Raw genomic sequence first — 25,178 nt, forward strand, 5'->3', positions numbered from 1 at the left:
CGGCGAACCGGCCCCTACCGCCAGCCGGCGCGGCGCTCGCAGGCCTGGCGTTCCCGCGGGTGCGACCGCTCCCACTGGCTGATGGAGCGCGTCTCGCTGTTCGGCATCCGGTCGTTCATGCAGGTGCAGTAGGCGCGCACCACGCCTGTGCGCACCCCCGCATCCCGGTTGTCGCGCAGGCACTGGTTGATCCAGCGCCGGTCATCGGCACTGGCGGTGGAGGTGGTGACGCAGCCGGGGGCGAGCAGCAGCGCCAGCAGGGCCAGGATGGGGCGAATCGGCACGATCGGGCTCCGCGGCGGGGAGCCGGATCGTTGCGCTGCCGCGCCCGCGTCGCAAGCCCACCCCCGCGGCGGTCGCTCAGCGCAGCCGGCGTCGTTCCTCCTCGATCCGGCGCTGTTCCTCCGCCAGGCGGCGCTGGCGCTCGGCCAGTTCCCGGTCACGTTCCGCGGCCTCCCGCCCGCGCCATTCCCCGCGCCGGTCGTCGCGGCCCTGGTGGCGGCCCTGGTCGCGCTCCGCCCGGCGCTCGTGCTCCTCGCGCTCTCGCGCCCGGCCGCGCTCATAGGCCTCGCGCTCCCGCTCCCGCCGCTCGCGGTCCCGCTCCTGTTCCTGGCGCTGCGCCTCGGCTTCGCGCCGCCGGGCCTCGTCCGGGTCGCCGCCCTGGAACTGACGCAGCACCTCGCCGAGCCGGTTGAGGTCCTGCGCCGCGGCGGGCAGTGCCAGCAGCGCCAGGCCGGCCCCCAGCAGGGCACGTCGGGCATGGGGTCGGGTGGGGTGCATGGGCTTCCTCCTGATCTGGAGGAGGAACGCAGGGCGGTGGCCGGCGTTGCGCCGCCCCCGCTCAGCAGGCTTCGGCGCGAAACACGCGGGAGGGGGTGACGAATTCCTCCTGCGCCGCGACCGTCAGGATCTCCCGGGATCCCGCCTCCGCCGTGCGTCGCAGCAGCCCATAGATGGAGGAGGCGGCGGCCGAGAGCGCGACGGAGGGCTCGCCCCAGCGCAGCCGGTGGAACAGGAACAGGGCGGCGATCGCATCCCCCGCGCCGTTGACGGAAATCGGCAGCAAAGGCGTGCGGATGCGGTGGAAGCGCCCGCCCTCCCCCACCAGCATGTCCATCGCCGATGCCGGCGTGTCCTCCACCCGCAGGGAGGTCACCAGCACGCAGCGCGGCCCCCTGGCCTGCAGGGCGGCGACGGCGGCCTTGGCCTGGTCCAGCGAGGCCACGGTGGCGCCCGTCAGCCATTCCAGCTCGAACTGGTTCGGCGTGAGGATATCGGCCGCCGGCACCGCACGGTCGCGCATGAAGTCGGGGATGCCGGGGCGTACGAAGACGCCGCGGCCGACATCGCCGATGACGGGGTCGCAGCAGAACATCGCCGCCGGGTTGGCGGCCTTCACCTGGGCCGCGGCGGACAGGATGGCCGCGCCGATCTCGGCCGCCCCCATGTAGCCGGACAGCACCGCGTCACAGCGGGTCAGCGCGCCCCGCTCGGCGATGCCCTGCACCAGCTCCTCGATCAGCGATGCCGGAAAGACCTGGCCGCGCCAGGCGCCGTAGCCGGTATGGTTGGAGAACTGCACCGTGTTGAGCGCCCAGACCTCCGCCCCCAGCCGTTGCAGCGGAAACACGGCGGAGGCGTTGCCGACATGGCCATAGGCGACCCAGGACTGGATCGACAGGATATTGAGCGGCCGGCCCGCATCGGCCGGCGAGACGGCCTGGTTCATGCGGGCCCGGCCTCGCGGCGAAGGGCGGTTGCGGGCTGCGGTCGGCGCATGCGGCGATCCCCGGATCGGTCAGGCGCAACGGCTCTAGAGCAATATGCGTTCAGATGGAATCGTCTGAACGTATTTCTTGCTCTGGAATCATAGACTTCTAGGGCAAGCGCAGCGTTCAAGCGAACGCAGCCTGCGCTGGGCGCCGCCGCCAGGCGGGTCAATCGCCCGCGCCGGCGGTGGCGGCGGCGAGGTTGCGCCGGCCTGCCCGCTACCCTATAGCCTCGCTTTCCCGCGCCTGCCGGTCGCTGTCGGTGGGCCCATCAGCGTGAGCGCCCCGATGAAGCCCGACATCCATCCCGAATACCACACCATCAACGTCATCATGACGGATGGCACCACCTTCACCACCCGGTCCTGCTACGGCAAGGAAGGCGACACCATTCGCCTGGACATCGACCCGAAATCCCACCCGGCCTGGACCGGCCAGCAGCGCGTGATGGACACCGGCGGCCAGATCGCCAAGTTCAACAAGAAGTTCGCCGGGCTCGGCATCCGCAAGCAGCCGGCCTGAGCCGGCGGCCGGGGGCGGTTCGCCCCCGGCATCGCGCGTTTGGGACAGGGCGCGCCCCCACCGGGGCGCGCCCTTTCCGCCTGGTGGGCCCCCGCCGCACCCCCTTGAAGCGGCATCCACCGCAAACCAATTCCTGCGCTGCCGGCGGTGCCCGATCGGGGCCGACGGCGCGAAGACCGGTCAAGGCCGCCCGTTCGCGGGGGCCGTCCCAGCCGGGGCTTCGCCGTGCAATCGACCTTGCTACCGCAGGAGGTCTTTCCGTGAACGCACTCGATTTCTCCCCCCTCTTCCGATCCGCCATCGGCTTCGACCGCATGGCCCGCCTGGTGGAAACCGCCCGCGCGGCGGCCGAGGGGCCCAGCTACCCGCCCTACAACATCGAGAAGACCGGTGAGGACAGCTATGTCCTGACCATGGCCGTGGCCGGCTTCGGCCCGGACGACATCGAGGTGACGGCGCATGACAACACGCTGACCGTCGCCGGCAAGGCCGCCCCGCCGGCGCCGCAGGACAATGGCCGCGTGCTGTATCGCGGCATCGCCGGCCGCGCCTTCGAGCGTCGCTTCGTCCTCGCCGACCATATCGTCATCGAGGGAGCGCAGCTCGAGCATGGGCTGCTGCATGTTGCGCTGCGCCGGCAGGTGCCGGAGGCGCTGAAGCCGCGCCGCATCGCGATCCAGGCCGGCAACGCGCCGCGCGTGCTGGAGAATGCGCCGCAGGCCCAGGCGGCCTGAGGCGCTTCCGCATCACGGCCGGGGCCGGCGGCGCAAGCCGCCGGCCCTGTCCGTCTCACCCCCCGGGCCGGCGGAAAAAGGCGTCGGCGGCGCTGCGATGCGCCTGGCGCTTGCCGATCTCGGCCTCGGCCCTGGCGATCTCGGCCTGCAGCCGGGCGATGTAGGCGCGCAGCTCCTCGACATCCCAGCGGTCGATCACCGGCGGCTGGAAGGCCGCGCTGCGGCGGGGCAGGTCCTCCTCCAACGACATGCGTGTCATCTCTCCTTCATCCCGGGCTTTGACCAGGCCGGGAGCCCTCTCTATATCCGAAGCCAACGAGGCGCGGGCGCCCCGGCTGGCATGGGCGCTTGCTCGGGTCGCGGCCCGAACCACCAAAGGGTCCCACCATGAAGACGCCCCTGATGCCGAAGGCCACCGCCGTGTGGCTGATCGAGAAGACGTCCCTCTCCTTCGAGCAGATCGCCGATTTCGTGGGCATGCACCCGCTGGAAGTGCAGGCGATCGCGGATGGGGAGGTGGCGCAGGGCATCGTCGGCTATGATCCGGTCGCCAACGACCAGCTGACGCGGGAGGAGATCGCCCGCTGCGAGGCCAGCCCGGGTGCGCGGCTGGTGCTGACGGAACGCGCCCTGCCGCTGCCCAAGCAGCGCAGCAAGGGCGCACGCTATATTCCGGTGGCGAAGCGGACGGAACGGCCGGATGCCATCGCCTGGCTGCTGCGCAACTACCCGCAGCTGTCCGACCCGCAGATCGTGAAGCTGCTGGCGACCACCAAGGAAACCATTGCGAAGGTGCGGGACAAGACGCATCCGAACACGGCCAACATCAAGCCGCGGGATCCGGTGACGCTGGGCCTCTGCACCCAGACGGCGCTGAACGAGGCGGTGGGCACGGCGAATGACCGCCAGGGCGGTGCGCCGCCGCCACCCCTGCCGCTGGACGATGCCGCGGCCTGACCCCGGCGCCACCGCCCGGCCGGGACTTTCCGGCCTGGGACGGCCGCCTGCCCCCCGGCCAGCGCCCTCCGGCGCGGCCCTACGGATCGGTCCTACGGACCGGTTCGGGACAGGGCGCCGCCCCGTCCCGGTGCCCACCGGTCAGTGCAGCGGGCGGGCCTTCAGCTTTTCCATCTCTTCCTTGAGGCGCAGTTTCTCGCGCTTCAGGCGCATCAGCGCCAGATCGTCCGGGCGGGGTCGCCCACCCTCATCGGCGATTCGCGTTTCGAGCGTCGCGTGCCGCGCCTCAAGGGCGCGGATACGGGCAGCCTCGGCCATGCGCAATGATCCTTGTCCGTTGCCTTGCGGGGCAGCGGCGGCACGATCCACGCCGAGGGCGGACGCCGCGATGGGATGAGGCGGCGGAACCGGCCCCGGGCGCGCAACCGTCCCTTCTGCGCCCGCGATTGTCATGTTATGCCGCTCCGTGGCGCATTCCAGCGCCAAGTTTGAGACACCCAGCTGTAACATTGGGGGCGCATGCAGGCCGATCGCGACAGCCTCCTCCGCCGTCTGCACGAATTGCGCAGCGAGCACCGCGACCTGGACACCGTCATCGCCCGCCTGGATGAGGCCGGGACGGATGCGTTGCAGTTGCAGCGGCTGAAGAAGCGCAAGCTCAAGCTGAAGGACGAGATCGCCTGGCTCGAAGGCCGGCTGGTCCCCGACATCATCGCCTGAGCCTGCCCGGGCCATGGCCGAACCGACGAGGCGAATGTGACCGATCCAGCCGCCGCACCGCGCGTGGGCGTCATCATGGGCAGCACCTCCGACTGGGAGACGATGCGCCATGCCGCCGAGATCCTGACCCGCCTGGGTGTGGCGCATGAGCAACGCGTGGTCTCCGCCCACCGCACGCCGGGGCGGATGTACGACTATGCGCAGCAGGCCGCCGGGCGCGGGCTGAAGGTGCTGATCGCGGGCGCCGGGGGCGCCGCCGCCCTGCCCGGGATGGTGGCCTCCCTCACCGCCCTGCCGGTGCTCGGCGTGCCGGTGGAAAGCCACGCGCTGAAGGGCATGGACAGCCTGATGTCCATCGTCCAGATGCCGGGCGGCATCCCGGTCGGAACGCTGGCCATCGGCAAGGCCGGCGCCATCAATGCCGGCCTGCTGGCCGCCGCCATCCTGGCCCTGTCGGATCCGGACCTCGCGGAGCGGCTGGCGGCCTTCCGCCGCAACCAGACCGAGCAGGTGGCGGAGCAGCCGGTTTGAGCGCCCCCCTCCCGGCCCGGAGCCCGGACCGGCGCGTCCTGCCGCCCGGTTCCACCATCGGCATCCTCGGCGGCGGGCAGCTGGGCCGCATGTCGGCGCTGGCGGCCGCGGCGCTGGGCTATCGCTGCCACGTCTTCGCACCGGAGGATGATTCGCCCGGCATGCAGGTGGCCGCCGCCCGCACCGTCGCCGGCTACACCGATGCCGAGGCCCTGGCCGCCTTCGCCGCCGCGGTGGATGTGGTGACCTTCGAGTTCGAGAATGTGCCCGCCGCCACGCTGGACGCGCTGGCGCCGCTGGTGCCCTGCCGCCCCGGCGTCGCGGCGCTGCGCATCGGCCAGGACCGGGTCGCGGAAAAGCGCTTCTTCGCGCAGGCGGGCATCCCCGCCGGCCCCTGGCGCGCCGTGGGCAGCCTGGCGGAGCTGGAGGCAGCGGTGGTCGAGCTCGGCCTGCCGGCGGTGCTGAAGACCACCCGCATGGGCTATGACGGCCGCGGCCAGGCGGTGCTGCGCCGGCCGGAGGATGCGGCGGAGGCTTTCGCCCGGCTGGCACCGCATCCGCTGATCCTGGAAGCCTTCATCCCCTTCGCGAAGGAGGTCTCGGCCATCGCCGCGCGTGGCGCCGATGGCAGCGTGGTGACCTTCGATGCGGTGGAGAACCGCCACGCCCACCACATCCTCGACCTCTCCATCGCCCCGGCGCTGGTACCCGCCCATGTGGCGGCGGCGGCGCGGGCCCATGTCGCGGCGCTGGCCGGGGCGCTGGAGCTGGTCGGCGTGCTGGCGCTGGAGATGTTCCTGCTGCCGGACGGCAGGCTGCTGGCGAATGAGATGGCGCCGCGACCGCATAATTCCGGCCATTGGACGATGGATGCCTGTCGGCATGGGCAATTCGAATTGCACATACGTGCCGTGGCCGGGCTGCCACTACCGGAGCCGGGGCGGCATGCCGATTCGATCATGAAGAACCTGGTCGGCCCCGCCGCCCATGCGCAATGGCCCGCGCTGGCCGCGCGCGGCGACGTCGCGCTGCACCTTTATGGCAAGTCTGAGCTGCGCGAGGGCCGTAAACTGGGCCATGCGACACGGCTTTTGCCGCTGGGAACCCTTTCGGGAACGACCGATCCGGACCTGCTCGCGCCTGTGTGACCGATTTGCCATGCCTCCCTGTGGCTGGGATATCACAGTGGCGGGATTGTCGCGCCACATGGCTGTAGAGAAACGGAATCGGGTGTAGATAACGCTCCATGCACCCCGCTCCGGTTGGGCCGCATCACCGCTTCGGCGATGGACGTCCCCAGCCGGATTGGTGCCGTGAATGCCTTTGAGGAGAATGTCTATGAGCCTGAGAAATGTTCTTCTGGCGGCGACCGTCCTGGCCCTGCCGGTCGTGGCGCAGGCCCAGCCGATCAGCGGCCTCTATGTCGGCGCCGGCGCGGGTGTGAACCTGCGGCAGGAATCCGATGCGACCCTGTCCAACAACATGACCGCCCCGCGCACCGGCACCGCCGAGTTCAACTACGGCTTCGTCGGCGTGCTGAGCCTGGGCTACGGCTTCGGCAATGGCGTCCGCGCCGAGATCGAGGGCTCCTACCGCAACAATGAAGTGGACGATGTGAGCGGCTTCGGCCTGCCCAACAATGCCCGTTCGCTCGGTAGCGCCACGACCTATGGCGTGATGGCCAACGCCCTGTACGACTTCGACCTCGGCCCGGGCTCCTTCCTCACCCCCTATGTCGGCGCCGGCGCCGGCTACCAGTGGGTGGACAACGACGTCCGTGGCGGCGTCGGCTCGGGCAACACCGTGCGCATCGACGGCACCGATGGCCGCTTCGCCTACCAGGCGATCGTCGGCGCGGCCTTCCCGATCGCGCAGGTTCCGGGCCTGGCGGTGACCGCCGAGTACCGCTTCCTCGGCACGCTCGACAACGAGGTCGATGCCCGCCGTGACAACTCCGCCGCCGGCACCGCCGAGCAGGACAACTTCAACCACAGCCTGCTGATCGGCCTGCGCTACGCCTTCGGCGTGACGCCGCCGCCGCCGGTCGTGGCCCCGGTTGCGCCGGCCCCGGCCGCCGCCCCGGCGATCGCCCGCACCTACCTGGTGTTCTTCGACTTCGACCGCGCCGACCTGACCGACCGCGCCCGCCAGATCATCGCCGAAGCGGCGACGAACTCGCAGCGCGCCGGCACGACCCGCATCGAGGTTTCGGGCCACGCCGACCGTTCGGGCACCCCGCAGTACAACCAGCGCCTGTCCGAGCGCCGCGCCGCCGCCGTGGCGGCGGAACTGGAGCGCCGTGGCGTGCCGCGCGCCGCGATGGCCATCCAGGCCTTCGGCGAGAGCCGCCCGCTGGTGCCCACCGCCGACGGCGTGCGCGAGCCGCAGAACCGCCGCGTCGAGATCGTCCTGCGCTGAGCGCAGCCGACCTCGGACGAACCACGGTCGGCCTCGGCCGACCGGCGGTGACTTCGGAAGGGCGCCTTCGGGCGCCCTTCTTTTTTTGCCTGAACGGCAGCGCCTTCGGGCGCCTTTTTTTGCCCACCCGTTGCCGCCCCCTCTTCCCTTGCGGCCGCAGCGCGGCAAGGCTGCGCGGCATGATCCTCATCGGCCGCAACCTCTCCCCCTTCGTCCGCCGCACCGCGGCCAGCCTCAACCTGCTGGGCCTGCCCTATGAGCAGCGCCCCTACAGCACCGTGGACAACGCGGCGGAGTTGAAGGAATTCAACCCGCTTGGCCGCGTGCCGGCCCTGTTGCTGGACAGCGGGGAGGTGCTGGTGGACAGCACCTTCATCCTGGATGTGCTGGACGAGATGGCCGGGCCGGACCGCGCCCTGGTGCCGCCGGCCGGCGCGCCGCGCCGCGCCGTGCTGGCCGCGCTCGGCCTTGCCGTCGGCGCCACGGAGAAGACTGTCGCCCTGTTCTACGAGACGCGCCGCCCGGATGGCCTGGTGTGGCCGGCGAACCAGGAGAAGCTGTCCGCCCAGGCCCTGGCCGGCTTCGCCGCGCTGGACCGGATGGCCCTGGCTGGCCCCTGGCTGATCGGCGATCGGCTGACCCAGGCCGATATCACGATGACGGCCGGGCTCGATTTCGCCGAGATGATGCTGCCCGAGGTCTTCACCGGCCGCTTCCCCGCCCTGGCGGCACTGCGCGACCGTGCCAATACGGTGCCCGGCATCGGCGCAACCCGCTGGGTAAAGTAAGCTCGATTAGCAGGCAGGTTGCCCGTCTGGCAGGCCTTGCGGCCGTGCTCGTCCGGCCACCGCCGCCAATACGGGCAATTACTATGTTGCACCGCAGCATTTTGGCACCTATTTAAGAGGACGGGAGTTACGCGCAGACACGGCCATGACGGCTGTAGAGGAGCGCGTTGCCAATGCGGAGCGGTTCAACCACAAGGCGGGGCTTGATCGCTGGGGCTCTCGCCGCCCCCTTCCTCCTGCGCCATGGGCCCGCGCGCGCGATGGAGCCGGTGGATATCGAGCTGGTGCTGGCGGTGGATGTCAGCCGCTCGGTCGATGCCGAGGAACAGGAACTGCAATTCCGCGGCTATGCCGCCGCCTTCCGCGACCCGAAGCTGATCGAGGGCATCGCCGGCGGCCCGCTCGGGCAGATCGCCGTCACCCTGTTCACCTGGTCCGACTGGCATGTCCAGGAATTGCTGGTGCCCTGGATGCGGGTGGATGGCGCCGCGGGGGCGGAGCGCCTCGCCCAGGCACTGGATGCCGCGCCGCGGCGCAACTGGCTCTACACCTCCATCTCCGGCGCCATGGACTATGCCGCCGGGCTGTTCGGCCAGGGCTATGAGGGCACCCGCAAGGTCGTCGACATCTCCGGCGACGGCATCAACAATTCCGGCCGTCCCGTGGCGGAAGCCCGGGCGGATGCGCTGGCCAAGGGCATCGTCATGAACGGCCTAGCGGTGCTGGACCACACGCCGCAGCCCTGGGCCAACGGCCTGCCGCCGCTCGATGCCTATTACCGGGACGAGGTCATCGGCGGCCCCGGCGCCTTCCTGATGGTGGCGGAGGGCTTCGGCGCCTTCGAGACGGCGGTGAAGCGCAAGATCATCCGCGAGATCGCCAGCGCCCCGCCGCCCGGCCCGCTGGTGGAACGCGCCTACGCCTGATCGCTGCCGCCCCTGCGCCCCCGTCCGGTCTTCGCCTGCAGCGCGTCGATCCGGCGGGAGGCCTCGGCCTTGGTCAGTTCCGGGTCGAAGCCCTCCCCGGCCTCCTCGCTGAGGGTCTTGAGATAGGACGCCTGGGCACCGGTCATGCGCTCATCGCCCGTGGTCCATTCCCCGGGGTCCTTGATGGTGTTGGAGCCCGGATCGGGCCCGGTCTTGGGGTTTTCCGGATCGGCCATGGCCGCCTTCTCCTGGCAAGGGTGGTGTTGCCAGAACGTTCACCTGCGGCCGCGGTTGCGGCCGGCCGTTCAGTACAGGTTCGCCGCCAGCCGGGCCGGGCCGGTCCGGTCGTATTCCTCGGCGTCGAAGGCGCCGTTCAGGGCGGAGTTCATGAACGCCCCCGCGGTCGGCACCCCCGCCGGCCGCGGCGTCTCCCCCCAGAGGCGGGACCGCAGCAGCGCGCGGGCGCATTGGAAGAACACCTCCTCCACCCGGATGCGCAGCACCGTCGCCGGCATCTGCCCCTGCTGCGCCAGGGCGGCCCGCAGCGCCGGGTCCGTGGTGATGTCGGCCATGCCGCCGACGCGCAGCGTCTCCCCCACCCCGGGGATCAGGAACAGCAGGGCCACCTGCGGGTCGGCCAGGATGTCGCGCAGCGCATCGAGCCGGTTGTTGCCGCGCCGATCGGGCAGCGCCAGCTCGGTGGGCGACAGCACGGCCACGAAGCCCGGCGCATCGCCGCGCGGCGTGCCATGCAGCCGCCCATCGGCGCCACGGGTGGACAGCACGCAGAAGGGGCTGGCGCGAATGAAGTCGCGGCTCGGCGCGTCGATGTCGCGCCGGACCTTCTGCAGGGATCGTTCGACGGCCGGCCCGTACAGCGCCTCCAGCGCCGCCAGGCTGGTCACGGCATGCGGATCGGCCATCGCGTCCTGTCCCTATCGCCGGATGGAGGGCGCGGGCTGCGCCGCGATCTCCACATTCACCACGGACGGACGGCCGCTGGCCAGCGCCCGCCGCAGCGCCGGGGCGAGATCCGCCGCCGCCGTCACCTGCTCCCCATGCCCGCCGAGAGCGGTGGCGATCAGGTCGTAGCGGGTGCCGGGCGCCAGTTCGCAGCCATGGGCGCGGTTGGCGCCATAGTCGCGCAGCTGGATCTGGTGTTCGGCGTTCCAGCGGCTGTCATTGCCGACCACGGCGACGAAGGGCAGGCCGTGCCGGGCCGCGCTGTCCAGCTCCGCCATATGGAAGCCGAAGCTGCCATCGCCCATCAGGGCGATCGTCGGCCGTTCCAGGGCCGCGCGGGCACCGATGGCGAAGGGGATGCCGACGCCGATGGCCCCCGCCACGCCGTTCATGATGCGCGTCTTCGCGCGCACCGTGGCCAGGCCCCACTGCCCGATCTCCCCGCCATCGCAGATGAAGGTGGCCTCGGCCTCCGCCACCGCCGCATTCACCGCCAGCCCCAGCGTGGCGGAGCGGATGGGCCCTTCCGGCGCGCCGGCCAGCGCCGCCCATTCCGGCGGACGCCAGGCCACCGCCTCCCGCACCCGCGCGGCCCAGTCACCCTGGGCGGCCACGGGGCGCAGCACGGTGGCGAGCGTCGTCGCCCCCTCCAGCGCATCGGTGGCCAGCACCAGGTCCAGCCGTTCCCCCACCAGGCGCTGGGCGCGGCTGATCAGCTCGCCCTCCGGCTCCAGCAGCAGCCAGCGGCAATCCGGCGCGGTGGCGGGCGCGCGGCCGAATTTCAGGGTGAAGTCCATCGGCTTGCCGAGCAGCACCACCAGGTCCGCCTGGGCCAGCACTTCCGGAAAGGCGCCCAGCGAAGGGTCGGCCAGGCCGCGCGGCGACTGCATCGGCACCACCGGCAGGCCACTCGCCGCTTCCAGCGCCGCCATGGCGGCGAAGCCGCTCGGGGTGCACAGCGCCGGGGCGGCGATCAGCAGCGGCCGCGACGCCGCGGCGATGCGCTGCGCCGCCAGCAGCGCAGCCGGCTGGCCGAGGCGCATGGGCCGGCGGGCGAAGGCCGCGGCCTCCGGCACCGGCGCATCCTCCACCTTCGCTTCCAGCACATCCGTCGGCAGGCTGAGATGCACCGGGCCGGGGCGGCCGCTGCGGGCGATGGCGAAGGCGCGCGCCACGTCCTGCGCCATGCCGGCGGCGCTCTGCGCGGCCCAGGATGCCTTGGTGATGGGCGCGGCCAGCGCGGCCTGCGGCAATTCCTGGAAGGCGCCGTTGCCGATTTCGCCCAGCGGCGCATGGCCGGACAGCAGCAGCACCGGGACTTCCCCCGCCAAAGCGGAGCACAGGGCGGAGACGGCATTGGCATGGCCCTGCCCGCCGGTGACCAGCGCCACGCCGACCTCCCCGCTCAGCCTCGCATAGGCATCCGCCATGTGCACCGCGGCGGCCTCGTGCCTCGTGTGGACCAGGGTGATGCCGGCGCCGACCAGCGCGTCGAACACCTCCATGATGTGGTTGCCGGACAGGGTGAAGATCCGCCGCACCCCGGCTGCCTGCAGCCCCTTCACCAGAACATCCGCACCGCGCAGCGCCATCTTCGTCCGTTCTCCCAAGCTGGCGCGACAGCACCATGGCCGCGCGGGCGGCACAAGCCGAGCGGCCATGTCCTGGACGCCGGGGGGCTATCCAGGCCGGCGTGGCTGCGGTTCCCTGCCCGGCATGATCGCCACCGAAACCCTGGTCCTGCTGCTGGGCTGCTTCATCGCCGCCTTCGCCTCCGGCGTCGCCGGATTCGCCTTCAACCTGGTTGCCGCCGGCATCCTGTTCCACTGGCTGCCGCCGCAGCAGACGGCGCCGGTGCTGGTGTTGGGATCGCTGCTGATCCAGCTCGCCACCATCGGCGCAGTCTGGCCTTCGGTGCGCTGGGCGGTGCTGAAGCCCTATGTGATCGGCGGCGTGCTGGGCACGCCGCTCGGCGTGGTGGTGCTGGCCGGCGCCGATGCGCGGGCGATCGCCGCCGGGGTGGGCCTGCTGCTAGTGGCCTATGCCGGCTGGGCGCTGCTGCGCATCCTGCTGCGGCACAGCGTGGCGGCGGTGCGGGCGAGCCAGGCGGCGGATCTCGGCATCGGCTTCGCCAGCGGCATCCTGGGCGGCATCGGCGGCTTCTCCGGCGCGCTGCCGGCGATGTGGGGGGATCTGAAGGGGCTGCGCAAGGACGAGGCGCGGGCCATCTTCCAGCCCTTCATCATCGTCATGCAGGTGGTGGCGGCGATCGGCCTGGTCTCCGGCGGCTTCTTCGGGCGGGAGAGTGCGCGCATGCTGCTGCTGGCCCTGCCGGCGCTGCTGCTGGGCGCCGGGCTGGGGGTGATGGTGTATCGCCGCATCCCGGCGGAAGGCTTTCGGATTGTCCTGCTGGGGCTGCTGCTGGCTTCCGGCATCTCTCTCGTGTTGTGAGAGAATTTTCGCCCATGCATATGATCCTGCTTGTTTTCCTTCTCGCCGCGGCGCCGGCGCTGGCGCAGCCCGCCAACCCGCCGCCGCAGGAGGATTGCGGCTGCGGCGTGCCATCCTCCCCCCGGGGCCCGCGCTGACCCGCCGCTGTCACCGCGCCAGCCCTTCCCGTCTGGCACGGTCGATGCCACACGGCGCGACCCGATCGGTGAGGCTGGCATGACCCCACAGGACTTCCCCGGCTTCCGCGAGGCCCTGCGCGTCTGGCTGCGCATCGGCCTGCTCTCCTTCGGCGGCCCCGCCGCGCAGATCGCGGTGATGCACCGGGAAGTGGTGGAGCAGCGCCGCTGGATCTCCGACGCCCGGTTCCTGCACGCGCTGAACTTCTGCATGCTGCTGCCGGGGCCGGAGGCGCAGCAACTGGCCACCTATCTCGGCTGGCTGATGCATGGCGTGCGCGGCGGGCTGACGGCGGGGCTGCTGTTCATCCTGCCCGGCGCCGTGGTGATGCTGGCGCTGTCGCTGCTCTACGCCACGCTCGGCAGCGTGCCGCTGGTCGCCGCGCTGTTCTTCGGCCTGAAATGCGCCGTGCTGGTGGTGGTGGTGGAGGCCCTGCTGCGGGTGGCGAAGCGGGCGCTGAAGGCTGCCCTGCCCTGGGCGCTTGCGGCGGCGGCCTTCCTGGCGCTGTTCGTGCTGGACCTGCCCTTCCCGCTGGTGGTGCTGGCCGCGGCCGGCATCGGCTATGCCCTGCCGGCGGCCTTCACCGGCACCGGCCATGCTGCGGCGCAGGAGGGACCGCCGGCGCTGCTCGATGCGCTGATCGCCCGCGATCCGGACCGCATCCCCCGCATGGCACGGCAGGCGCGCACCGCGGGGCTGGTGGCGCTGGCGCTGTGGGCCTGGCCGGTGGCGCTGCTGGCGGGCACGCCGCTCTGGGGCGACATCGCCTGGTTCTTCTCCAAGATGGCGGTGGTGACCTTCGGCGGCGCCTATGCCGTGCTGGCCTATGTCGCGCAGGAAGCGGTGGAGGGCTATGGCTGGCTGACAGCCACCGACATGCTGGCCGGTCTCGGCCTGGCGGAGACCACGCCCGGCCCGCTGATCCTGGTGCTGCAATTCGTCGGCTTCCTGGCCGCCTACCGGCCGGAGGGTGCCTGGGGCGGCGTGCTGGGCGCGGTGCTGACGCTGTGGGTGACCTTCGCGCCCTGCTTCGCCTGGATCTTCCTGGGCGCCCCCTTCGTCGAGCGCCTGCACGCCGTGCCGCGGCTGAAGGCGGCGCTGGCGGCGGTGACGGCGGCAGTGGTCGGCGTGATTGCCAACCTCGCGCTGTGGTTCGCGCTCCGGGTGGTGTTCGCCCGGGTGGAGCCGGGGCCGCTCGGCCTCGACCTGCCGGTGGCGGAAAGCCTGCAGCCGGAGGCGCTGCTGCTGAGCGTGCTGGCGGCGGCCTGCCTGTTCGGCCTGAAGCTCGGCCTGGTGCGCACGCTGGGCATCAGCGCGGCGGCCGGCCTGGTGCTGCGGGCGGTGGCGGGGTGATGCCCCCCGCCCCCGCCGGGGCCGATCAGCCGAGCGTGAAGGCCTCGTGCACCGCGGATTTGATTCCGCCGCCCACCACGGGTCCTCCGCCGGCCACATAGATGAAGTCGCCGATCGTCACCGCGCCCATGCCATGGCGCGGCGTCGGCATCGGCGCGTGGTGTTGCCAGCTATCGGTGGCCGGGTCGTAGCTTTCCATCTGGCCATGCACCTTGCCGGTCAGCACGCGGCCGCCCGGCCGGTCCTCGAACCAGCCGCTCTCGCCGCCCATGGCGAAGAACCGGCCGCGATACAGCACCAGCCCGTGGCCGGAGCGCGGCGTCGGCAGCGGGGCGCGTTCCTGCCAGGTGTCGCGCTCCGGCAGGTACACATGGTGCAGGCCGGTGTTGTATTCGAAGGTGTTGAAGCGGCCGCCGATGATGTGGATGACGCCATTGTGGGCCAGCACGCCGGCATGGTCGCGCGCGCCGGGCAGCGCCTTGCGCATTTCCCACTTGTCGGCCTGCGGGTCGTAGACCTCGTGCCAGCCGACCGAGGCGCGCTCCCGCTCCGGCTCCGAGGCGCCGCCGATATGGTGGATCCTGCCGCCGAGCACCGCCAGCGCCCCGGCGCCGCGCGGCCGGGGCATCGGCGCCAGCCGGTCCCAGCGATCCGCCGCCACGTCATAGGCGAAGGCCAGCGTGTCGGCGCCGCGGTTCTGGTTGCTGAAGCCGCCGAAGGCATAGACCCGGCCTTCATGCGCCACCACGCCGACATGGTTGGCGCCGCGCGGCAGGCGGGCGGCTTCCTTCCAGCTGTCCGTCGCGGGGTCGTAGATGTGGTGCCAGGTGTTGTTCACCTGCTGCTCGGCATAGCCGCCGACGACATGCAGCTTGTCGGCCCATTCCGCCGCCCAGGCCATTTCCGTGCGCGGCAGCGGCAGGGCGGCGCGTTCCACCCAGCGGCCGGGCGCGCCGGCGGGGGCGGGGCTGTCCACGAAGCGCTGCGCGTATTGCGCCGGCGTCAGCGCCACGGGCCCCTGGCCGCGCAGCGGCGCCAGGCGGTCCGGGGGGATGGGCGGGCCGTGATGCGGCATGGTCTGCGCGCCGGCCGCCTTCGACCCCACCAGCAGCGCCGCGGCGCCGCCCAGCAACATCCGCCGATCCATGGAAGCCATCCCTCAAAAGGGGTTGCGCCGTCCAGCATAGGCAATCCCGAATGACGGGAAAAGCGCCACCTCGTTCCGCCGATGCCGCCAAACCCGCCGCCGGCCCGCCCGTTGGCTGCCGGGGCCGGTGCGGCAATCCGCGCGGCCCAGAACGAAGGAGAACCAGCGATGTTCTACATGGATGGCAAGCTGCAATATCCGGTGCGGGTGGAGAAGCCGAGCCCGCTTTTCGCCCGCGCCCTGCAACAGGCGATCGGCGGCGTGGAGGGCGAGATCCGCGTCTGCCTGCAATACATGTTCCAGGCCTGGGGCTGCCGCGGCCCCGCCAAGTACCGCGACATGCTGCTGAACACCGGCACGGAGGAAATCGGGCATATCGAGATGCTGGCCACCGCCGTCGCCCTGAACCTGGAGAAGGCGCCGCTCTCTCTGCAGGAGGAAGCCGCCGCCAACCCGGTCGCCGGCGCCGTGCTGAATGGCATGAATCTGCGCCACATCCTCTCCAGCGGCCTGGCCGCGACGGCGGAGGACGCCAATGGCGTGCCCTTCAACGCCAGCCACGTCTATGGCAGCGGCAACATCGCCGCCGACATGCTGGCCAATGCCACCGCGGAGTCCAGCGGAAGGGCGCTGGCGGTGCGGCTGCACGGCATGACGGACGACCCCGGCATGAAGGACATGCTGGGCTTCCTCATCGCGCGCGACACCATGCACCAGCAGCAATGGCTGGCGGTGATCGAGGAGTTGGGCGGCCACAAGGCGCAGCTGCCGATCCCGAACTCGCACCCCGACAGCGCGGAGCACGCCCGCTACGCCTATGCCTATTTCGGCCACGACGTCTCCGGCACCGTGCCGGGCGGCCGCTGGACCGAGGGTCCCTCGCTGGACGGCAAGGGCACCTTCACCTCCATGCGCAGCGAGCCGCTGGGCGGGGAGCCGATGCTGGCCACGCCGCCGCCGGATTCCGGCGCGCAGCGGGACCAGATGGCGGGGGCCGGCGTGCCGCCGACCGCGGCGAACGACCCGGCGCAGCGCAGCAAGGGGCGCCCTGCCTGACCTGGCGCAGCCGGCGTTCAGCGGGGATCGGCTGAATCTATAGTCTTGCTGTCGGTTCGAAGGTCTCAGGAGTACGCTGCGTTCACAGGGACGCCGCGTGCTCCGGCAGCCGTCTGTTCCGCCGCATGGTCCGGCTCGCCTTGCGAAGCCGCCAGGCCTGAGAATGTCTGGCCGAACCGCCGGCATGCCGAAGCGTTGTGACCGGCATGGTCCGCCCGTGAACCGGGCGGGCCGACTGCACAGGAGAACACCGGATGCGCACCCTGAGACCCCCCCTTCTGGCCGCCCTGGTCGCGGCGCCGATGGCGCTGCTGGCCGGCTGCACGGACCCGAATGACCGCAACCAGCGGGCGCTGGCCGGCGGGGCGCTGGGCGCCGGGGCCGGTGCGCTGGTCGGTTCCGTCACCGGCAGTGCCGGGCGCGGGGCACTGATCGGCGGCGCGCTGGGCGCGGTGGGCGGGGCGCTGACCCCGGCGCCGGAGCCGGAGCGGATTCCGCCGGACCCCTACGTCGCCCGCCCGGTCGATCCCCGCTATGGCGGCTGGTACGACCAGTACGGCAATTGGCACCAGGGCGCGCCGCCGGCCGGATACCGCCCGAATTATCGCTGAGATCCCAGCGGAGCCTGATCGATCAAGACATTGTTCTTGAAAGATTCAGCCGACGCCCTCAGGTGACGCCCTCTGGCGGCAGCGGGGCGAAGCAGAGGCCGCGCGCCAGCAGCCCCGTCACCAGCGCCTCCAGGATCCCGGCGAAGGGCTCGCGCCGGCTGCGCACGCCCCAATGCATCACCAGCACCTCGCCGGGGCGGATCTGGGCCAGGTTGCGGCGCAGGAGCGCGGCGTTGGGGTGGGCGCCGCTGTCCAGCTCGTCGCCCAGGAAGCCGTTGCGGGTCCAGCCCTGGTGGCGCAGGCCGCAGCCGGCGGCGAGCGCCACGGCATTGCGGGTGACGATGCCGCCCGGCGCCCGCCACAGCGGCAGCACCCGCGCTTCCGGGGCGAAGCGGCGCAGCGCCGCGATCGGCCGCGCCAGCTCCGCGCAGAGGCCCGCCTGGTCCAGCACCTCCTGCCCCTGGCCGCGGCGGGAGCGGAAGGTGGTGCGGCCGGGGCCGGGGTCGCCGGCGAAGTACCAGTGCCGCCAGGTATGGCTGGCAAAGGCGTGGCCTTCCGCCACCCGGGCGCGCCAGAAGGGCGCCCAGGCGTCCGACAGGGTGGTGTCGCCGCGGAAGGTCGGCTCATCCGCCACGAACAGCGTGGCGGTGACCGCATGGCGGCGCAGGATGGCGGCGATCGCCTCCGCCTCCCGGCTCCAGCCGGTGTCGATGGTCAGGTAGATTGGGCCGCGGCAGCCGGGCGGGCTGCGCTGGGCGAGCGCCGGGCTCGCCAGGGTGGTGGCGAGGCCGAGCCCGGTCGCCAGCAGGCCGCGCCGCCGCATCTCAGGGGCGTACCCGCAGCGAGGCCGGCAGCACCGGGGCGCGCGGGATGCTGCCGGGGACGATGCCGGCCGGCGGCGGCGGCGTCGCCGCTGGCCAGCCGGGCAGCGGCGCGTCGATCGGCCTGGTGCCGGACACCGCCCCGGGCATGGCCTGGGCGAAGGCCGCGCCATGGCGCATCGATTTGAAGAAGATGCCGTGCGGGGAGCGTCCGACCCGCGCCGTCTCCCACCGGTCCGCCACCGGGTCCAGGATGGCGATGCTGCGGCTCCAGCGCAGCGTCATCCAGATGCGGCCATCCGGGTCGAAGCTCAGGCAGTCCGGCCCGCCGGGGATGGCCCACCAGCGGCGCACCGCCAGCGTCTCCGGGTCGATCTCCGCCACACGGCTGTCCACCCGGCTGGTGGCATAGAGCGCGCGGCCATCCGGGGCCGGGTAGATGGTGTGGGCGCCACGGCCCAGGCTGAAGGCGGGGGTGACGGCGCGGCTTTCCGGGTCCAGCCGCACGAAATGCGTGCTGCCCATGAGGCCCACCAGCAGCTCCCCCCGGTGCCAGGTGATCCCGGCGGGCTCGGGCCCCACCTTCTCCACCCAGGCCTGGGTCAGGCTGTGCAGGTCGAAGGCGGCCACCGTGCCATCCCCCTGGATGGTCACATAGGCCATGCGGCTGTCGGGGCTGAAGGCGACATGGCTCGGCTTGTCACCGGGGCGGAAGCGCTGCCGCAATTCCAGCGTCCGCGCATCCAGCACGTCCACCTGGCCGCGGCGCAGGCTGGCCACCACCAGGAAACGGCCATCCGGGCTGTATTCCAGGTGATAGGGGTTGGAGATGGCGACGCGGCGCAGCACCTCGCCCGTCGCCGGGTCCAGGAAGAACACCTCGTTGCCGCCGGAATCCGCCACCACCAGCTGCGTGCCGTCCGGCGTCAGCACGAGGTGGTGCGGCTCCCTCAGCACGGGGATGCGCAGCCGCTCCTCCCGCGTCGCCGCGTCCAGCACCGTGATGCTGGCATCGCCTGAATTCAGCACATAGACCAGGTCGGCCCGGGCCGGTGCGACGCCAAGCAGCGCAAGGAGGGGAAGCAGCAGGCGCCAGGCCAAGAGACGGGGGACTTTCCGGGCAGAGGAACAAGGGGAGCGGCGTCGCCGCAAAATTGGCCAGCCGCCCCCGAATGTCCAGCGCCGCGGGGCCGAATCACCCGGCCGGCTGGAACACCATGGCGACACCGTTCATGCAGTAGCGTTCCCCGGTCGGGGCCGGGCCGTCCGGGAAGACGTGGCCCAGATGGCCGCCGCATTGGGCGCAATGCACCTCGGTCCGCGTCATGAAGAAGCTGCGGTCCACGGTGGTGCCGATGCCGCCCGGCAGGGGGCGGAAGAAGCTCGGCCAGCCGGTGCCGCTTTCGAATTTGGTGGCGTTGTCGAACAGCTCATGCCCGCAGGCGGCGCAGGCGAAGACGCCGGGGCGCTTCTCCGCCAGCAGCTTGCTGGTCCCCGGGCGTTCCGTGCCGTGCTGGCGCAGCACGCGGAAGGCCTCCGGTGACAATTCCGCGCGCCATTCGGCTTCCGGCTTCGCCACCGGGAAGCTCTCGGCCGGCTTGTCCTTGCTGAACAGACCCATCGTGCTCTCCTCTCAGGCCGCGGCCGACTTCAGGCGGGCGGCGAAGGTCTTGCGGAACTTCGCCACCTTCGGCGCCACCACCACCCGGCAATAGCCGGACCAGGGGTTGCGCGCGAAATAGTCCTGGTGTTCGGGCTCCGCCGGCCAGTAATCGGTGGCCGGCACCACCTCAGTCACCAGGTCGCCGGCCCAGATGCCGGCCTGGTGGATTTCCGCCATCACCGCCTTCGCCGTCTCCGCCTGTTCCGGCGAATGCGTCAGGATGATGCTGCGGTACTGCGGGCCGACATCATTGCCCTGGCGGTCCTTCGTCGTGGGATCGTGCAGGGTGAAGAACATGCGCAGCAGGTCGGCGTAGTGCAGCACCGCGGGGTCGAATTCCACGCGCACCACCTCGGCATGGCCGGTCTGCTTGCCGCAGACCTGCTCATAGCTCGGGTTGGCCACATGGCCGCCGGCATAGCCGCTTTCCACGCTGGTCACGCCGTTCACATGGCGCAGCGCGCCGTCGATGCACCAGAAGCAGCCGCCGCCGAGGGTGGCCACCTCATGGGGTTGGGTCGTCATGCGGGTCTCTCCGAGGGTTGGGCGGGTATGTAGGCACTTCGCCGGCCGCCTGCAGGGGGTTCCGGTATGGGGGTTCCGGTATGGGCGCATCGGGGGCAGGCTGCGGCGCATGACGCAGCCCGACCCGCACCCCACGCCCGCCCCAGGCAATCTGGCAGAGGCCATCGCCTTCGCCGAGGCACAGGAAAGCCCCTTCCCCCGCGACCTGCTCGCACATCTGGAGGCCGGGCATTTCGACCCGCCGCCGCACAATGCCGTACTGGGCCCGGTGTTCCCGCGCGGTGCGCCGAACGGGCTGGTGCTGCACCAGGGCCGGCGCATCGGCTCCTGGGGCGATACAAGGCAGGCGGACATGACCTTCTCCGCCGCGAAATCCTACCTCTCCCTGCTGGCCGGCATCGCCCAGGCGGATGGGCTGCTGCCGGATCTCGACGAGCCGGTGCGCGCCCGCATCGCCGATGGCGGCTTCGAATCCGACCAGAATGCCGAGATCAGCTGGCGGCACCTGCTGACCAACACCAGCGAGTGGGAGGGCGAGCTGTTCGGCAAGTCCGACCGCATCGACCGCGGCCGCGACCTGGCACGCGAAGGCGCCGGGCCCAAGGGCATGGACCGGGTCCTGCAACGCCCCGGCAGCTATTGGGAATACAACGACGTGCGGGTAAACCGCCTGTCGCTGTGCCTGCTGCGCCTGTTCCGCCGCCCGCTGCCGGAGGTCTTCGCCGAGCGCATCCTGGACCCGATCGGCGGCAGCCGCGACTGGGTCTGGTATCCCTATGACACGGCCTGGGTCGAGGTGGAGGGGCGGCGCCTGCCCTCCGTGCCCGGCGGCACCCATTGGGGCGCCGGCATGCGCATCCATGCCGAGGACCAGGCCCGCATCGGCCAGCTGGTGCTGCAGGGCGGCGCCTGGGAAGGCCGGCAGGTGGTGCCGGCGGAGTGGATCGCGCAGTCGCTGGCGCCCTGCCCGCTCAACCCCAGCTACGGCTTCCTGTGGTGGCTGAACGGCGCCGGCCGCTGGCCGGAGGCGCCGCGCGATTCGGTCTTCGCCATGGGCGCCGGCGGCAATGTCACCTGGATCTGGCCGGCGGGCCAGGTGGTGGCGGTGCTGCGCTGGGTGAACCCGGAGGCGGTCGGCCGCTTCTGCGCCAAGGTCGCCGCTGCCCTGCCCGCCTGAGCACAAAAGGAAACCGCCCATGCCCCGCTTCCTGGTCCTGCCCGGCGACGGCATCGGCCCCGAGATCATGGCCGCGACGCTGGGCGTGCTGCGCGCCGTCGATGCACGCCACGGCCTCGACCTCAGCTTCGAGACGCAGGCGATGGGGCTGGAAACGCTGGCCAGCCACGGCACCACCCTGCCCGACAGCGTGATGGAGGCGGCGCGGGCCAGCGATGGCGTGCTGCTCGGCCCGATCAGCCACCTGCACTACCCGCCGCGCGACAAGGGCGGCATCAACGTCTCCGCCGCCTTCCGCGTCGGCCTCGACCTGTTCGCCAATGTCCGCCCGGCGCGCACCCGCGCGGGCCTCGGCCGCGGCCACCAGCCGCTCGACCTCGTCATCATGCGGGAGGCGACGGAGGGCTTCTACCCGGACCGCAACCTGCACCAGGGCCATGGCGAGTTCATGCCGACGCCGGATGTCGCGATGTCGCTGCGCCGGATCACCCGCCATGCCAGCCTGCGCATCGCCCGCGCCGCCTTCGACCTGGCGCGCCGCCGCCGGCGCAAGGTGACGGCGGTGCACAAGGCCAATACCTTCATCATGACCGATGGCCTGTGGCTGCGCTGCGTGCGGGAAGTGGCGCAGGACTACCCGGACGTGACGCTGGACGAGATCATCGTCGATGCCTGCGCCGCCATCCTGGTGCGCGACCCGCAGCGCTTCGACGTGCTGGTGGCCACCAACTTCCACGCCGACATCCTGTCGGACCTCGCCAGCGAATTGTCCGGCGGGCTGGGGCTGGCCGGCAGCACGAACGAGAACGACGTCCTGTGCTGCGCCCAGGCGCAGCATGGCAGCGCGCCGGACATCGCCGGCCAGGACAAGGCCAACCCCTGCTCCATGATCCTGTCGGCGGCCATGCTGCTGGAATGGCACGCGCTGCACCGCGGCAACACGGCGGCGGGCCAGGCCGCGGCGGCGATCCAGGCGGCGGTGGATGCGACGCTGGCGGAGCCGGCGACGCGGACGGTGGACCTCGGCGGGCCGCTGGGCACCAAGGACTTCGCGGCACGGGTCGCGGCGGCGCTCTAGCGCATTCAAGCCTTGCGGCTTCGCAAGGCGACTCGGAAAATGCGTCAAAACAATAAGCTGGAGCCGTTTCACCGTCTTCGCTGGCGGTGAAACGGCTCCTAGGCGCGGCGGCTCACGCCGCGCCGGCGTCGCGCCGTGCCAGCTGGCGGTGCAGCCGCACCACCAGCAGCGGCGCCAGCCAGGCCAGCGCGATGCTGGCGCCGACCACCCAGGGCATGTGGTCCAGCCCGCCCTGCGGCCTTTCCCGCACCACCAGCGTGGAGGCCGCGGCCCCCAGCCCCTGGCCGAGGCTGGTGGTGGCGGCGACCAGGCATTGGTAGGTCATGCGCTCCGCCGGCGGGGCCACCCGCGTGGCGCTGCCCTGCGCCACCGTGCTGCGGGCCAGCTGCACGGCCAGCACGGTGCCAAGCAGCCCCGTCAGCAGCCAGGCGGGGCCGGAAAGGCCGAAGGCCGCCAGCAGCACCGTGGTCAGCACGCAGCCGACGGTGAGCGAGGCCGGCAGCACGCCGACGCGGTCCATCAGCGTGCCGGTGGCCCGCGTGGTCAGCACCGCCAGCGCGCCGCCGATCAGGTAGATCACCTGCAGCGCCCGCTCGCCGAGCCCGGCATTGCCCAGCGCATAGGCGGCGATATGCGGGGAGACCAGCAGCGTGGCGAAGGAGGCCGCGCCGATCAGCGCCAGCCCGGTCAGGCTTTCCGGCCGCACCAGCATGCGCAGCAGACCCGGAAGCGTGACGCGCGCGCGCGGCGCCGGGGGCGGCTGGCCGGGGCGCGGGCCGAGCAGGCGCCAGACCGGGAACAGCAGCAGCAGGTACAGGGCGGAGATCGCCAGGATCGGCGTGCGCCAGCCGCCCGCCGTCGCCCCCAGAACCAGGGCGAGCGGCAGCCCGGCCACCAGCGCAAGCCCATAGGCGCCGGTCACGCTGCTGACGGCGCGGTTGCGGCGTTCCTCCGGCACCGATTCGGCGATGCTGGTCACCACCGCGGCCATCAGCGGCCCGGCGCAGGCCCCGGCCCCGGCGCGGGCGGCCAGCAGCAGCGGATAGGTCGGCGCCAGGAAGGTGGCCAGGGAGAACACGCCAAGCCCGCAGAGCGAGCCCATCACCGCCGCGCGCCGGCTGACCCCGCCCAGCAGCAGCGCGCCGGCCAGCCCGCCCAGCCCGGCGGCCACGGTGTAGAAGGTGGTGGTGAAGGCCGCGTCCTCCACCGGAATGCCGAGGTCGCGGGCCAGGAAAGGGCCAAGCGGGAAGAAGATCACCGCGCCCAGGGCATTGGAAAAGGCGACCGCGGCGAGCAGCGGCACCGTGGCGGCACCCGGGCGGCGAGGTGATCCGGACGTGGGGAGGTCTCCGCTTGCAGACGACGTGGATGATGCACCGCAGCATGTCCCTGACGTCAAGCCGTGGTCGGCGTGTGCGCCGGGCGGGCCGGAGCCGTGATCTGTCAGGGCAGGTTGACGAATGATGCTGTCAGGGTTGACATGCCCGCTTGCGGACCTGTCGTTGCAGCTTCACATAGGCGGGTCTGCGGAGGGACATCGAGATGAGGGACGGCACCGATTTCGTCGAGCTCGCGCGCATCTGGCGCGGCCCGCTGGTGGAAAGCGTGCACCGCGGCACCGTGGTGGTGGCCGATTTCGAGGGCCGGCTGGTCGGCAGCTGGGGCGATGCCGGGCTGATGACCTTCCCGCGCTCCTCGCTCAAGCCGTTCCAGGCCATGGCGCTGGTGGAATCCGGCGCGGCGGATGCCTTCGGCCTGTCCGACGAATACATCGCCATGGCCTGTGCCTCCCATGACGCGGAGCCGTTCCAGACCGGGCTGGTGGGCAACTGGCTCGGCCGGCTGGGCCTGACGGAGGAGGCGCTGGTCTGCGGCCCGGCCCTGCCGCGGCGGGAGGACGACATGGCCACCGCCTTCGCCCAGGGCGGCCCGCGGCGGCTCTACCACAACTGCTCCGGCAAGCATTGCGGCTTCCTGACCGTGGCGAAGCACCTCGGTGCCGGGCTGGACTATGCCCGCCCGGACCACCCGGCGCAGAAGCTCTACCTCGACATCCTCTCCGACTATCTGGGCCGGGATGCGACGAAGCTGCCGGTCGGGCGCGATGGCTGCGGCCTGCCGACGCTGGCGCTGCCGATGCGCGACCTGTCGCGCGCCGCGGCACGGCTGGGCCTCGGCTATTCCGGCAATGCCGCGCGGCGCGCGGCGGCGAAGCGGGTGCTGGGGGCGATGACCGCCTATCCGGACCATCTCTCCGGCCTCGATTCCCCCACCGCGCGCATCGTGCGCGCCACCGGCGGGCGCGTGGCGGTGAAGGGCGGCGCGGAAGGCTTCGTGATGGCGGTGGTGCCGGATCGTGGCCTCGGCATCACCATCAAGATCGCCGATGGCGCGGCGCGGGCGAAATACGGCGTGCTGGCGCGCACGCTGGGGCATTTCGGCGTGCTGCCGACGGCGGAGGCGGAGGCGCTGGTCGAATCGGTGAATGGCCAGATCACGGACAGCACCGGCGCCGTGGTCGGCGGCACCGAGATCGTCTTCGAGACGCCGGTGCCGACCAGCGAGACCAAGGCGACCCTGGGCTTCTGGCTCGGCGGCGTGAAGGAAGCCTTCTTCTGAGGCGCCGGTCGGGCGCGCCGTCCTTGCAGCGGCGCGCTCCGCCGGCGCTTTGCGGGCGGCGCGGCGCGGTCTAGCAGCCTGTCGGATTTGTCACACGCGTTTTGCAGGCGAGGCGGCGATTGAGGTCAGGCGAGCCGCAGGCGGTGAAGCCTGCGGCAGTTGTAGGCGAGAG

At 71.9% G+C, this 25,178-nt stretch carries 30 protein-coding genes; 16 read left to right on the forward strand and 14 right to left on the reverse strand.

Going from position 1 to position 25,178, the window contains the following annotated elements; genetic code table 11:
* Positions 1-14: 14 nt before the first annotated feature.
* From HEQ75_RS16590 to pdxY, 3 genes are all read right to left on the reverse strand, one after another.
* Positions 15-284 carry a hypothetical protein gene (locus HEQ75_RS16590; RefSeq protein WP_328734165.1) on the reverse strand — a complete coding sequence of 90 codons (270 nt, stop codon included), beginning with the start codon at positions 282-284 and terminating at the stop codon, positions 15-17.
* A gap of 76 nt (positions 285-360) precedes the next feature.
* Positions 361-780 carry a hypothetical protein gene (locus HEQ75_RS16595; RefSeq protein WP_168032640.1) on the reverse strand — a complete coding sequence of 140 codons (420 nt, stop codon included), beginning with the start codon at positions 778-780 and terminating at the stop codon, positions 361-363.
* 61 nt (positions 781-841) lie between these two features.
* Positions 842-1,729, reverse strand: coding sequence for a pyridoxal kinase PdxY (gene pdxY, locus HEQ75_RS16600; protein WP_168032642.1), 888 nt, complete (start codon positions 1,727-1,729; stop codon positions 842-844).
* A 328-nt stretch (positions 1,730-2,057) separates the two neighbouring features.
* On the opposite strand from pdxY, the gene rpmE reads away from it, so the two are divergent.
* Both rpmE and HEQ75_RS16610 read left to right on the forward strand, forming a co-directional pair.
* A complete protein-coding gene (gene rpmE, locus HEQ75_RS16605) occupies positions 2,058-2,291 on the forward strand; it encodes a 50S ribosomal protein L31 (RefSeq protein WP_168032644.1) in 234 nt (77 codons plus the stop codon).
* A gap of 260 nt (positions 2,292-2,551) precedes the next feature.
* Positions 2,552-3,025, forward strand: a complete 474-nt coding sequence (locus tag HEQ75_RS16610; protein WP_328734169.1) for an Hsp20 family protein — start codon at positions 2,552-2,554, stop codon at positions 3,023-3,025.
* A gap of 55 nt (positions 3,026-3,080) precedes the next feature.
* Here the strand turns inward: HEQ75_RS16610 and HEQ75_RS16615 are convergent, their stop codons facing one another.
* Positions 3,081-3,275: a DUF1192 domain-containing protein gene (locus HEQ75_RS16615; protein WP_168032646.1), complete on the reverse strand. Its 195-nt coding sequence runs from the start codon at positions 3,273-3,275 to the stop codon at positions 3,081-3,083.
* A gap of 137 nt (positions 3,276-3,412) precedes the next feature.
* Here HEQ75_RS16615 and HEQ75_RS16620 point away from each other — a divergent pair, with 137 nt between their 5' ends.
* A complete protein-coding gene (locus HEQ75_RS16620; protein WP_168032648.1) occupies positions 3,413-3,982 on the forward strand; it encodes a DUF1013 domain-containing protein in 570 nt (189 codons plus the stop codon).
* A 141-nt stretch (positions 3,983-4,123) separates the two neighbouring features.
* On the opposite strand, the gene HEQ75_RS16625 is transcribed toward HEQ75_RS16620, so the two are convergent.
* A complete protein-coding gene (locus HEQ75_RS16625) occupies positions 4,124-4,300 on the reverse strand; it encodes a YdcH family protein (RefSeq protein ID WP_168032650.1) in 177 nt (58 codons plus the stop codon).
* Between the two features lie 201 nt (positions 4,301-4,501).
* Between HEQ75_RS16625 and HEQ75_RS16630 the strand changes: the two genes are divergently transcribed.
* The 6 genes from HEQ75_RS16630 to HEQ75_RS16655 all read left to right on the forward strand — a co-directional run bounded on the left by HEQ75_RS16630 (position 4,502) and on the right by HEQ75_RS16655 (position 9,365).
* Entirely contained in the window at positions 4,502-4,702 is a 201-nt protein-coding gene (locus HEQ75_RS16630; RefSeq protein WP_168032652.1) for a YdcH family protein, read from the forward strand.
* A gap of 36 nt (positions 4,703-4,738) precedes the next feature.
* Positions 4,739-5,233: a 5-(carboxyamino)imidazole ribonucleotide mutase gene (purE, locus tag HEQ75_RS16635; RefSeq protein ID WP_328734172.1), complete on the forward strand. Its 495-nt coding sequence runs from the start codon at positions 4,739-4,741 to the stop codon at positions 5,231-5,233.
* Positions 5,230-6,381, forward strand: coding sequence for a 5-(carboxyamino)imidazole ribonucleotide synthase (locus tag HEQ75_RS16640; protein ID WP_268887768.1), 1,152 nt, complete (start codon positions 5,230-5,232; stop codon positions 6,379-6,381). Before purE ends, HEQ75_RS16640 begins: the two co-directional genes overlap by 4 nt.
* Before the next feature lie 190 nt (positions 6,382-6,571).
* On the forward strand, positions 6,572-7,651 hold the full coding sequence (locus tag HEQ75_RS16645; protein WP_168032654.1) for an OmpA family protein: 1,080 nt from the start codon (positions 6,572-6,574) through the stop codon (positions 7,649-7,651).
* A 179-nt stretch (positions 7,652-7,830) separates the two neighbouring features.
* Positions 7,831-8,439, forward strand: coding sequence for a glutathione S-transferase family protein (locus HEQ75_RS16650; protein WP_168032656.1), 609 nt, complete (start codon positions 7,831-7,833; stop codon positions 8,437-8,439).
* 203 nt (positions 8,440-8,642) lie between these two features.
* On the forward strand, positions 8,643-9,365 hold the full coding sequence (locus HEQ75_RS16655) for a DUF1194 domain-containing protein (protein WP_235961809.1): 723 nt from the start codon (positions 8,643-8,645) through the stop codon (positions 9,363-9,365).
* Here HEQ75_RS16655 and HEQ75_RS16660 read toward each other — a convergent pair.
* From HEQ75_RS16660 to HEQ75_RS16670, 3 genes are all read right to left on the reverse strand, one after another.
* The gene (locus tag HEQ75_RS16660) at positions 9,356-9,601 is read right to left on the reverse strand and encodes a DUF3072 domain-containing protein (RefSeq protein WP_168032660.1); all 246 of its coding nucleotides are present in this window, start codon (positions 9,599-9,601) and stop codon (positions 9,356-9,358) included. The two genes, HEQ75_RS16655 and HEQ75_RS16660, sit on opposite strands and share 10 nt — an antisense overlap.
* Positions 9,602-9,670: 69 nt before the next feature.
* Positions 9,671-10,288 carry an MSMEG_1061 family FMN-dependent PPOX-type flavoprotein gene (locus HEQ75_RS16665; RefSeq protein ID WP_168032662.1) on the reverse strand — a complete coding sequence of 206 codons (618 nt, stop codon included), beginning with the start codon at positions 10,286-10,288 and terminating at the stop codon, positions 9,671-9,673.
* Between the two features lie 12 nt (positions 10,289-10,300).
* Positions 10,301-11,920 (reverse strand): thiamine pyrophosphate-binding protein, encoded by a 1,620-nt coding sequence (locus HEQ75_RS16670; RefSeq protein ID WP_168032664.1) that lies wholly within the window; start codon positions 11,918-11,920, stop codon positions 10,301-10,303.
* 124 nt (positions 11,921-12,044) lie between these two features.
* Here HEQ75_RS16670 and HEQ75_RS16675 point away from each other — a divergent pair, with 124 nt between their 5' ends.
* Positions 12,045-12,779 carry a sulfite exporter TauE/SafE family protein gene (locus tag HEQ75_RS16675; protein ID WP_168032666.1) on the forward strand — a complete coding sequence of 245 codons (735 nt, stop codon included), beginning with the start codon at positions 12,045-12,047 and terminating at the stop codon, positions 12,777-12,779.
* A gap of 216 nt (positions 12,780-12,995) precedes the next feature.
* A complete protein-coding gene (chrA, locus tag HEQ75_RS16680) occupies positions 12,996-14,309 on the forward strand; it encodes a chromate efflux transporter (RefSeq protein WP_168032668.1) in 1,314 nt (437 codons plus the stop codon).
* A 25-nt stretch (positions 14,310-14,334) separates the two neighbouring features.
* Here the strand turns inward: chrA and HEQ75_RS16685 are convergent, their stop codons facing one another.
* Positions 14,335-15,456 carry a Kelch repeat-containing protein gene (locus HEQ75_RS16685; protein WP_168032670.1) on the reverse strand — a complete coding sequence of 374 codons (1,122 nt, stop codon included), beginning with the start codon at positions 15,454-15,456 and terminating at the stop codon, positions 14,335-14,337.
* 168 nt (positions 15,457-15,624) lie between these two features.
* Here HEQ75_RS16685 and HEQ75_RS16690 point away from each other — a divergent pair, with 168 nt between their 5' ends.
* Both HEQ75_RS16690 and HEQ75_RS16695 read left to right on the forward strand, forming a co-directional pair.
* Complete coding sequence (locus HEQ75_RS16690) at positions 15,625-16,512, forward strand: manganese catalase family protein (RefSeq protein ID WP_168032672.1); 888 nt, start codon at positions 15,625-15,627, stop codon at positions 16,510-16,512.
* Between the two features lie 254 nt (positions 16,513-16,766).
* Positions 16,767-17,123 carry a YMGG-like glycine zipper-containing protein gene (locus HEQ75_RS16695; protein WP_168032674.1) on the forward strand — a complete coding sequence of 119 codons (357 nt, stop codon included), beginning with the start codon at positions 16,767-16,769 and terminating at the stop codon, positions 17,121-17,123.
* Between the two features lie 58 nt (positions 17,124-17,181).
* On the opposite strand, the gene HEQ75_RS16700 is transcribed toward HEQ75_RS16695, so the two are convergent.
* The 4 genes from HEQ75_RS16700 to msrA form a co-directional block, all read right to left on the reverse strand.
* A complete protein-coding gene (locus HEQ75_RS16700) occupies positions 17,182-17,946 on the reverse strand; it encodes a polysaccharide deacetylase family protein (RefSeq protein WP_168032676.1) in 765 nt (254 codons plus the stop codon).
* Position 17,947: 1 nt separating this feature from the next.
* Entirely contained in the window at positions 17,948-19,045 is a 1,098-nt protein-coding gene (locus HEQ75_RS16705; protein ID WP_235961811.1) for a YncE family protein, read from the reverse strand.
* Positions 19,046-19,139: 94 nt separating this feature from the next.
* Positions 19,140-19,565 (reverse strand): peptide-methionine (R)-S-oxide reductase MsrB, encoded by a 426-nt coding sequence (gene msrB / locus HEQ75_RS16710; protein WP_168032678.1) that lies wholly within the window; start codon positions 19,563-19,565, stop codon positions 19,140-19,142.
* Positions 19,566-19,577: 12 nt separating this feature from the next.
* Positions 19,578-20,132 carry a peptide-methionine (S)-S-oxide reductase MsrA gene (gene msrA, locus HEQ75_RS16715; RefSeq protein WP_168032680.1) on the reverse strand — a complete coding sequence of 185 codons (555 nt, stop codon included), beginning with the start codon at positions 20,130-20,132 and terminating at the stop codon, positions 19,578-19,580.
* Between the two features lie 109 nt (positions 20,133-20,241).
* Here msrA and HEQ75_RS16720 point away from each other — a divergent pair, with 109 nt between their 5' ends.
* A complete protein-coding gene (locus tag HEQ75_RS16720; protein ID WP_168032682.1) occupies positions 20,242-21,309 on the forward strand; it encodes a serine hydrolase domain-containing protein in 1,068 nt (355 codons plus the stop codon).
* 19 nt (positions 21,310-21,328) lie between these two features.
* Complete coding sequence (locus HEQ75_RS16725) at positions 21,329-22,387, forward strand: isocitrate/isopropylmalate dehydrogenase family protein (RefSeq protein ID WP_168032684.1); 1,059 nt, start codon at positions 21,329-21,331, stop codon at positions 22,385-22,387.
* A gap of 112 nt (positions 22,388-22,499) precedes the next feature.
* Here HEQ75_RS16725 and HEQ75_RS16730 read toward each other — a convergent pair whose 3' ends face one another.
* Entirely contained in the window at positions 22,500-23,690 is a 1,191-nt protein-coding gene (locus HEQ75_RS16730) for an MFS transporter (protein ID WP_168032686.1), read from the reverse strand.
* A 239-nt stretch (positions 23,691-23,929) separates the two neighbouring features.
* Here HEQ75_RS16730 and HEQ75_RS16735 point away from each other — a divergent pair, with 239 nt between their 5' ends.
* The gene (locus HEQ75_RS16735; RefSeq protein ID WP_168032688.1) at positions 23,930-25,006 is read left to right on the forward strand and encodes an asparaginase; all 1,077 of its coding nucleotides are present in this window, start codon (positions 23,930-23,932) and stop codon (positions 25,004-25,006) included.
* The last annotated feature ends 172 nt before the right edge of the window (positions 25,007-25,178 follow it).

The sequence above is a fragment of the Falsiroseomonas selenitidurans genome (assembly GCF_012103215.1).
GTDB lineage: Bacteria > Pseudomonadota > Alphaproteobacteria > Acetobacterales > Acetobacteraceae > Falsiroseomonas > Falsiroseomonas selenitidurans.

Coding starts and splice junctions, on each gene's coding strand:
- HEQ75_RS16595 (WP_168032640.1), bottom strand. CDS start 780: ATGCACCCCACCCGACCCCATGCCCGACGTGCCCTGCTGGGGGCCGGC.
- pdxY (WP_168032642.1), bottom strand. CDS start 1,729: ATGAACCAGGCCGTCTCGCCGGCCGATGCGGGCCGGCCGCTCAATATC.
- rpmE (WP_168032644.1), top strand. CDS start 2,058: ATGAAGCCCGACATCCATCCCGAATACCACACCATCAACGTCATCATG.
- HEQ75_RS16615 (WP_168032646.1), bottom strand. CDS start 3,275: ATGTCGTTGGAGGAGGACCTGCCCCGCCGCAGCGCGGCCTTCCAGCCG.
- HEQ75_RS16620 (WP_168032648.1), top strand. CDS start 3,413: ATGAAGACGCCCCTGATGCCGAAGGCCACCGCCGTGTGGCTGATCGAG.
- HEQ75_RS16625 (WP_168032650.1), bottom strand. CDS start 4,300: ATGGCCGAGGCTGCCCGTATCCGCGCCCTTGAGGCGCGGCACGCGACG.
- HEQ75_RS16630 (WP_168032652.1), top strand. CDS start 4,502: ATGCAGGCCGATCGCGACAGCCTCCTCCGCCGTCTGCACGAATTGCGC.
- HEQ75_RS16645 (WP_168032654.1), top strand. CDS start 6,572: ATGAGCCTGAGAAATGTTCTTCTGGCGGCGACCGTCCTGGCCCTGCCG.
- HEQ75_RS16650 (WP_168032656.1), top strand. CDS start 7,831: ATGATCCTCATCGGCCGCAACCTCTCCCCCTTCGTCCGCCGCACCGCG.
- HEQ75_RS16660 (WP_168032660.1), bottom strand. CDS start 9,601: ATGGCCGATCCGGAAAACCCCAAGACCGGGCCCGATCCGGGCTCCAAC.
- HEQ75_RS16665 (WP_168032662.1), bottom strand. CDS start 10,288: ATGGCCGATCCGCATGCCGTGACCAGCCTGGCGGCGCTGGAGGCGCTG.
- HEQ75_RS16670 (WP_168032664.1), bottom strand. CDS start 11,920: ATGGCGCTGCGCGGTGCGGATGTTCTGGTGAAGGGGCTGCAGGCAGCC.
- HEQ75_RS16675 (WP_168032666.1), top strand. CDS start 12,045: ATGATCGCCACCGAAACCCTGGTCCTGCTGCTGGGCTGCTTCATCGCC.
- chrA (WP_168032668.1), top strand. CDS start 12,996: ATGACCCCACAGGACTTCCCCGGCTTCCGCGAGGCCCTGCGCGTCTGG.
- HEQ75_RS16685 (WP_168032670.1), bottom strand. CDS start 15,456: ATGGATCGGCGGATGTTGCTGGGCGGCGCCGCGGCGCTGCTGGTGGGG.
- HEQ75_RS16690 (WP_168032672.1), top strand. CDS start 15,625: ATGTTCTACATGGATGGCAAGCTGCAATATCCGGTGCGGGTGGAGAAG.
- HEQ75_RS16695 (WP_168032674.1), top strand. CDS start 16,767: ATGCGCACCCTGAGACCCCCCCTTCTGGCCGCCCTGGTCGCGGCGCCG.
- HEQ75_RS16700 (WP_168032676.1), bottom strand. CDS start 17,946: ATGCGGCGGCGCGGCCTGCTGGCGACCGGGCTCGGCCTCGCCACCACC.
- msrB (WP_168032678.1), bottom strand. CDS start 19,565: ATGGGTCTGTTCAGCAAGGACAAGCCGGCCGAGAGCTTCCCGGTGGCG.
- msrA (WP_168032680.1), bottom strand. CDS start 20,132: ATGACGACCCAACCCCATGAGGTGGCCACCCTCGGCGGCGGCTGCTTC.
- HEQ75_RS16720 (WP_168032682.1), top strand. CDS start 20,242: ATGACGCAGCCCGACCCGCACCCCACGCCCGCCCCAGGCAATCTGGCA.
- HEQ75_RS16725 (WP_168032684.1), top strand. CDS start 21,329: ATGCCCCGCTTCCTGGTCCTGCCCGGCGACGGCATCGGCCCCGAGATC.
- HEQ75_RS16735 (WP_168032688.1), top strand. CDS start 23,930: ATGAGGGACGGCACCGATTTCGTCGAGCTCGCGCGCATCTGGCGCGGC.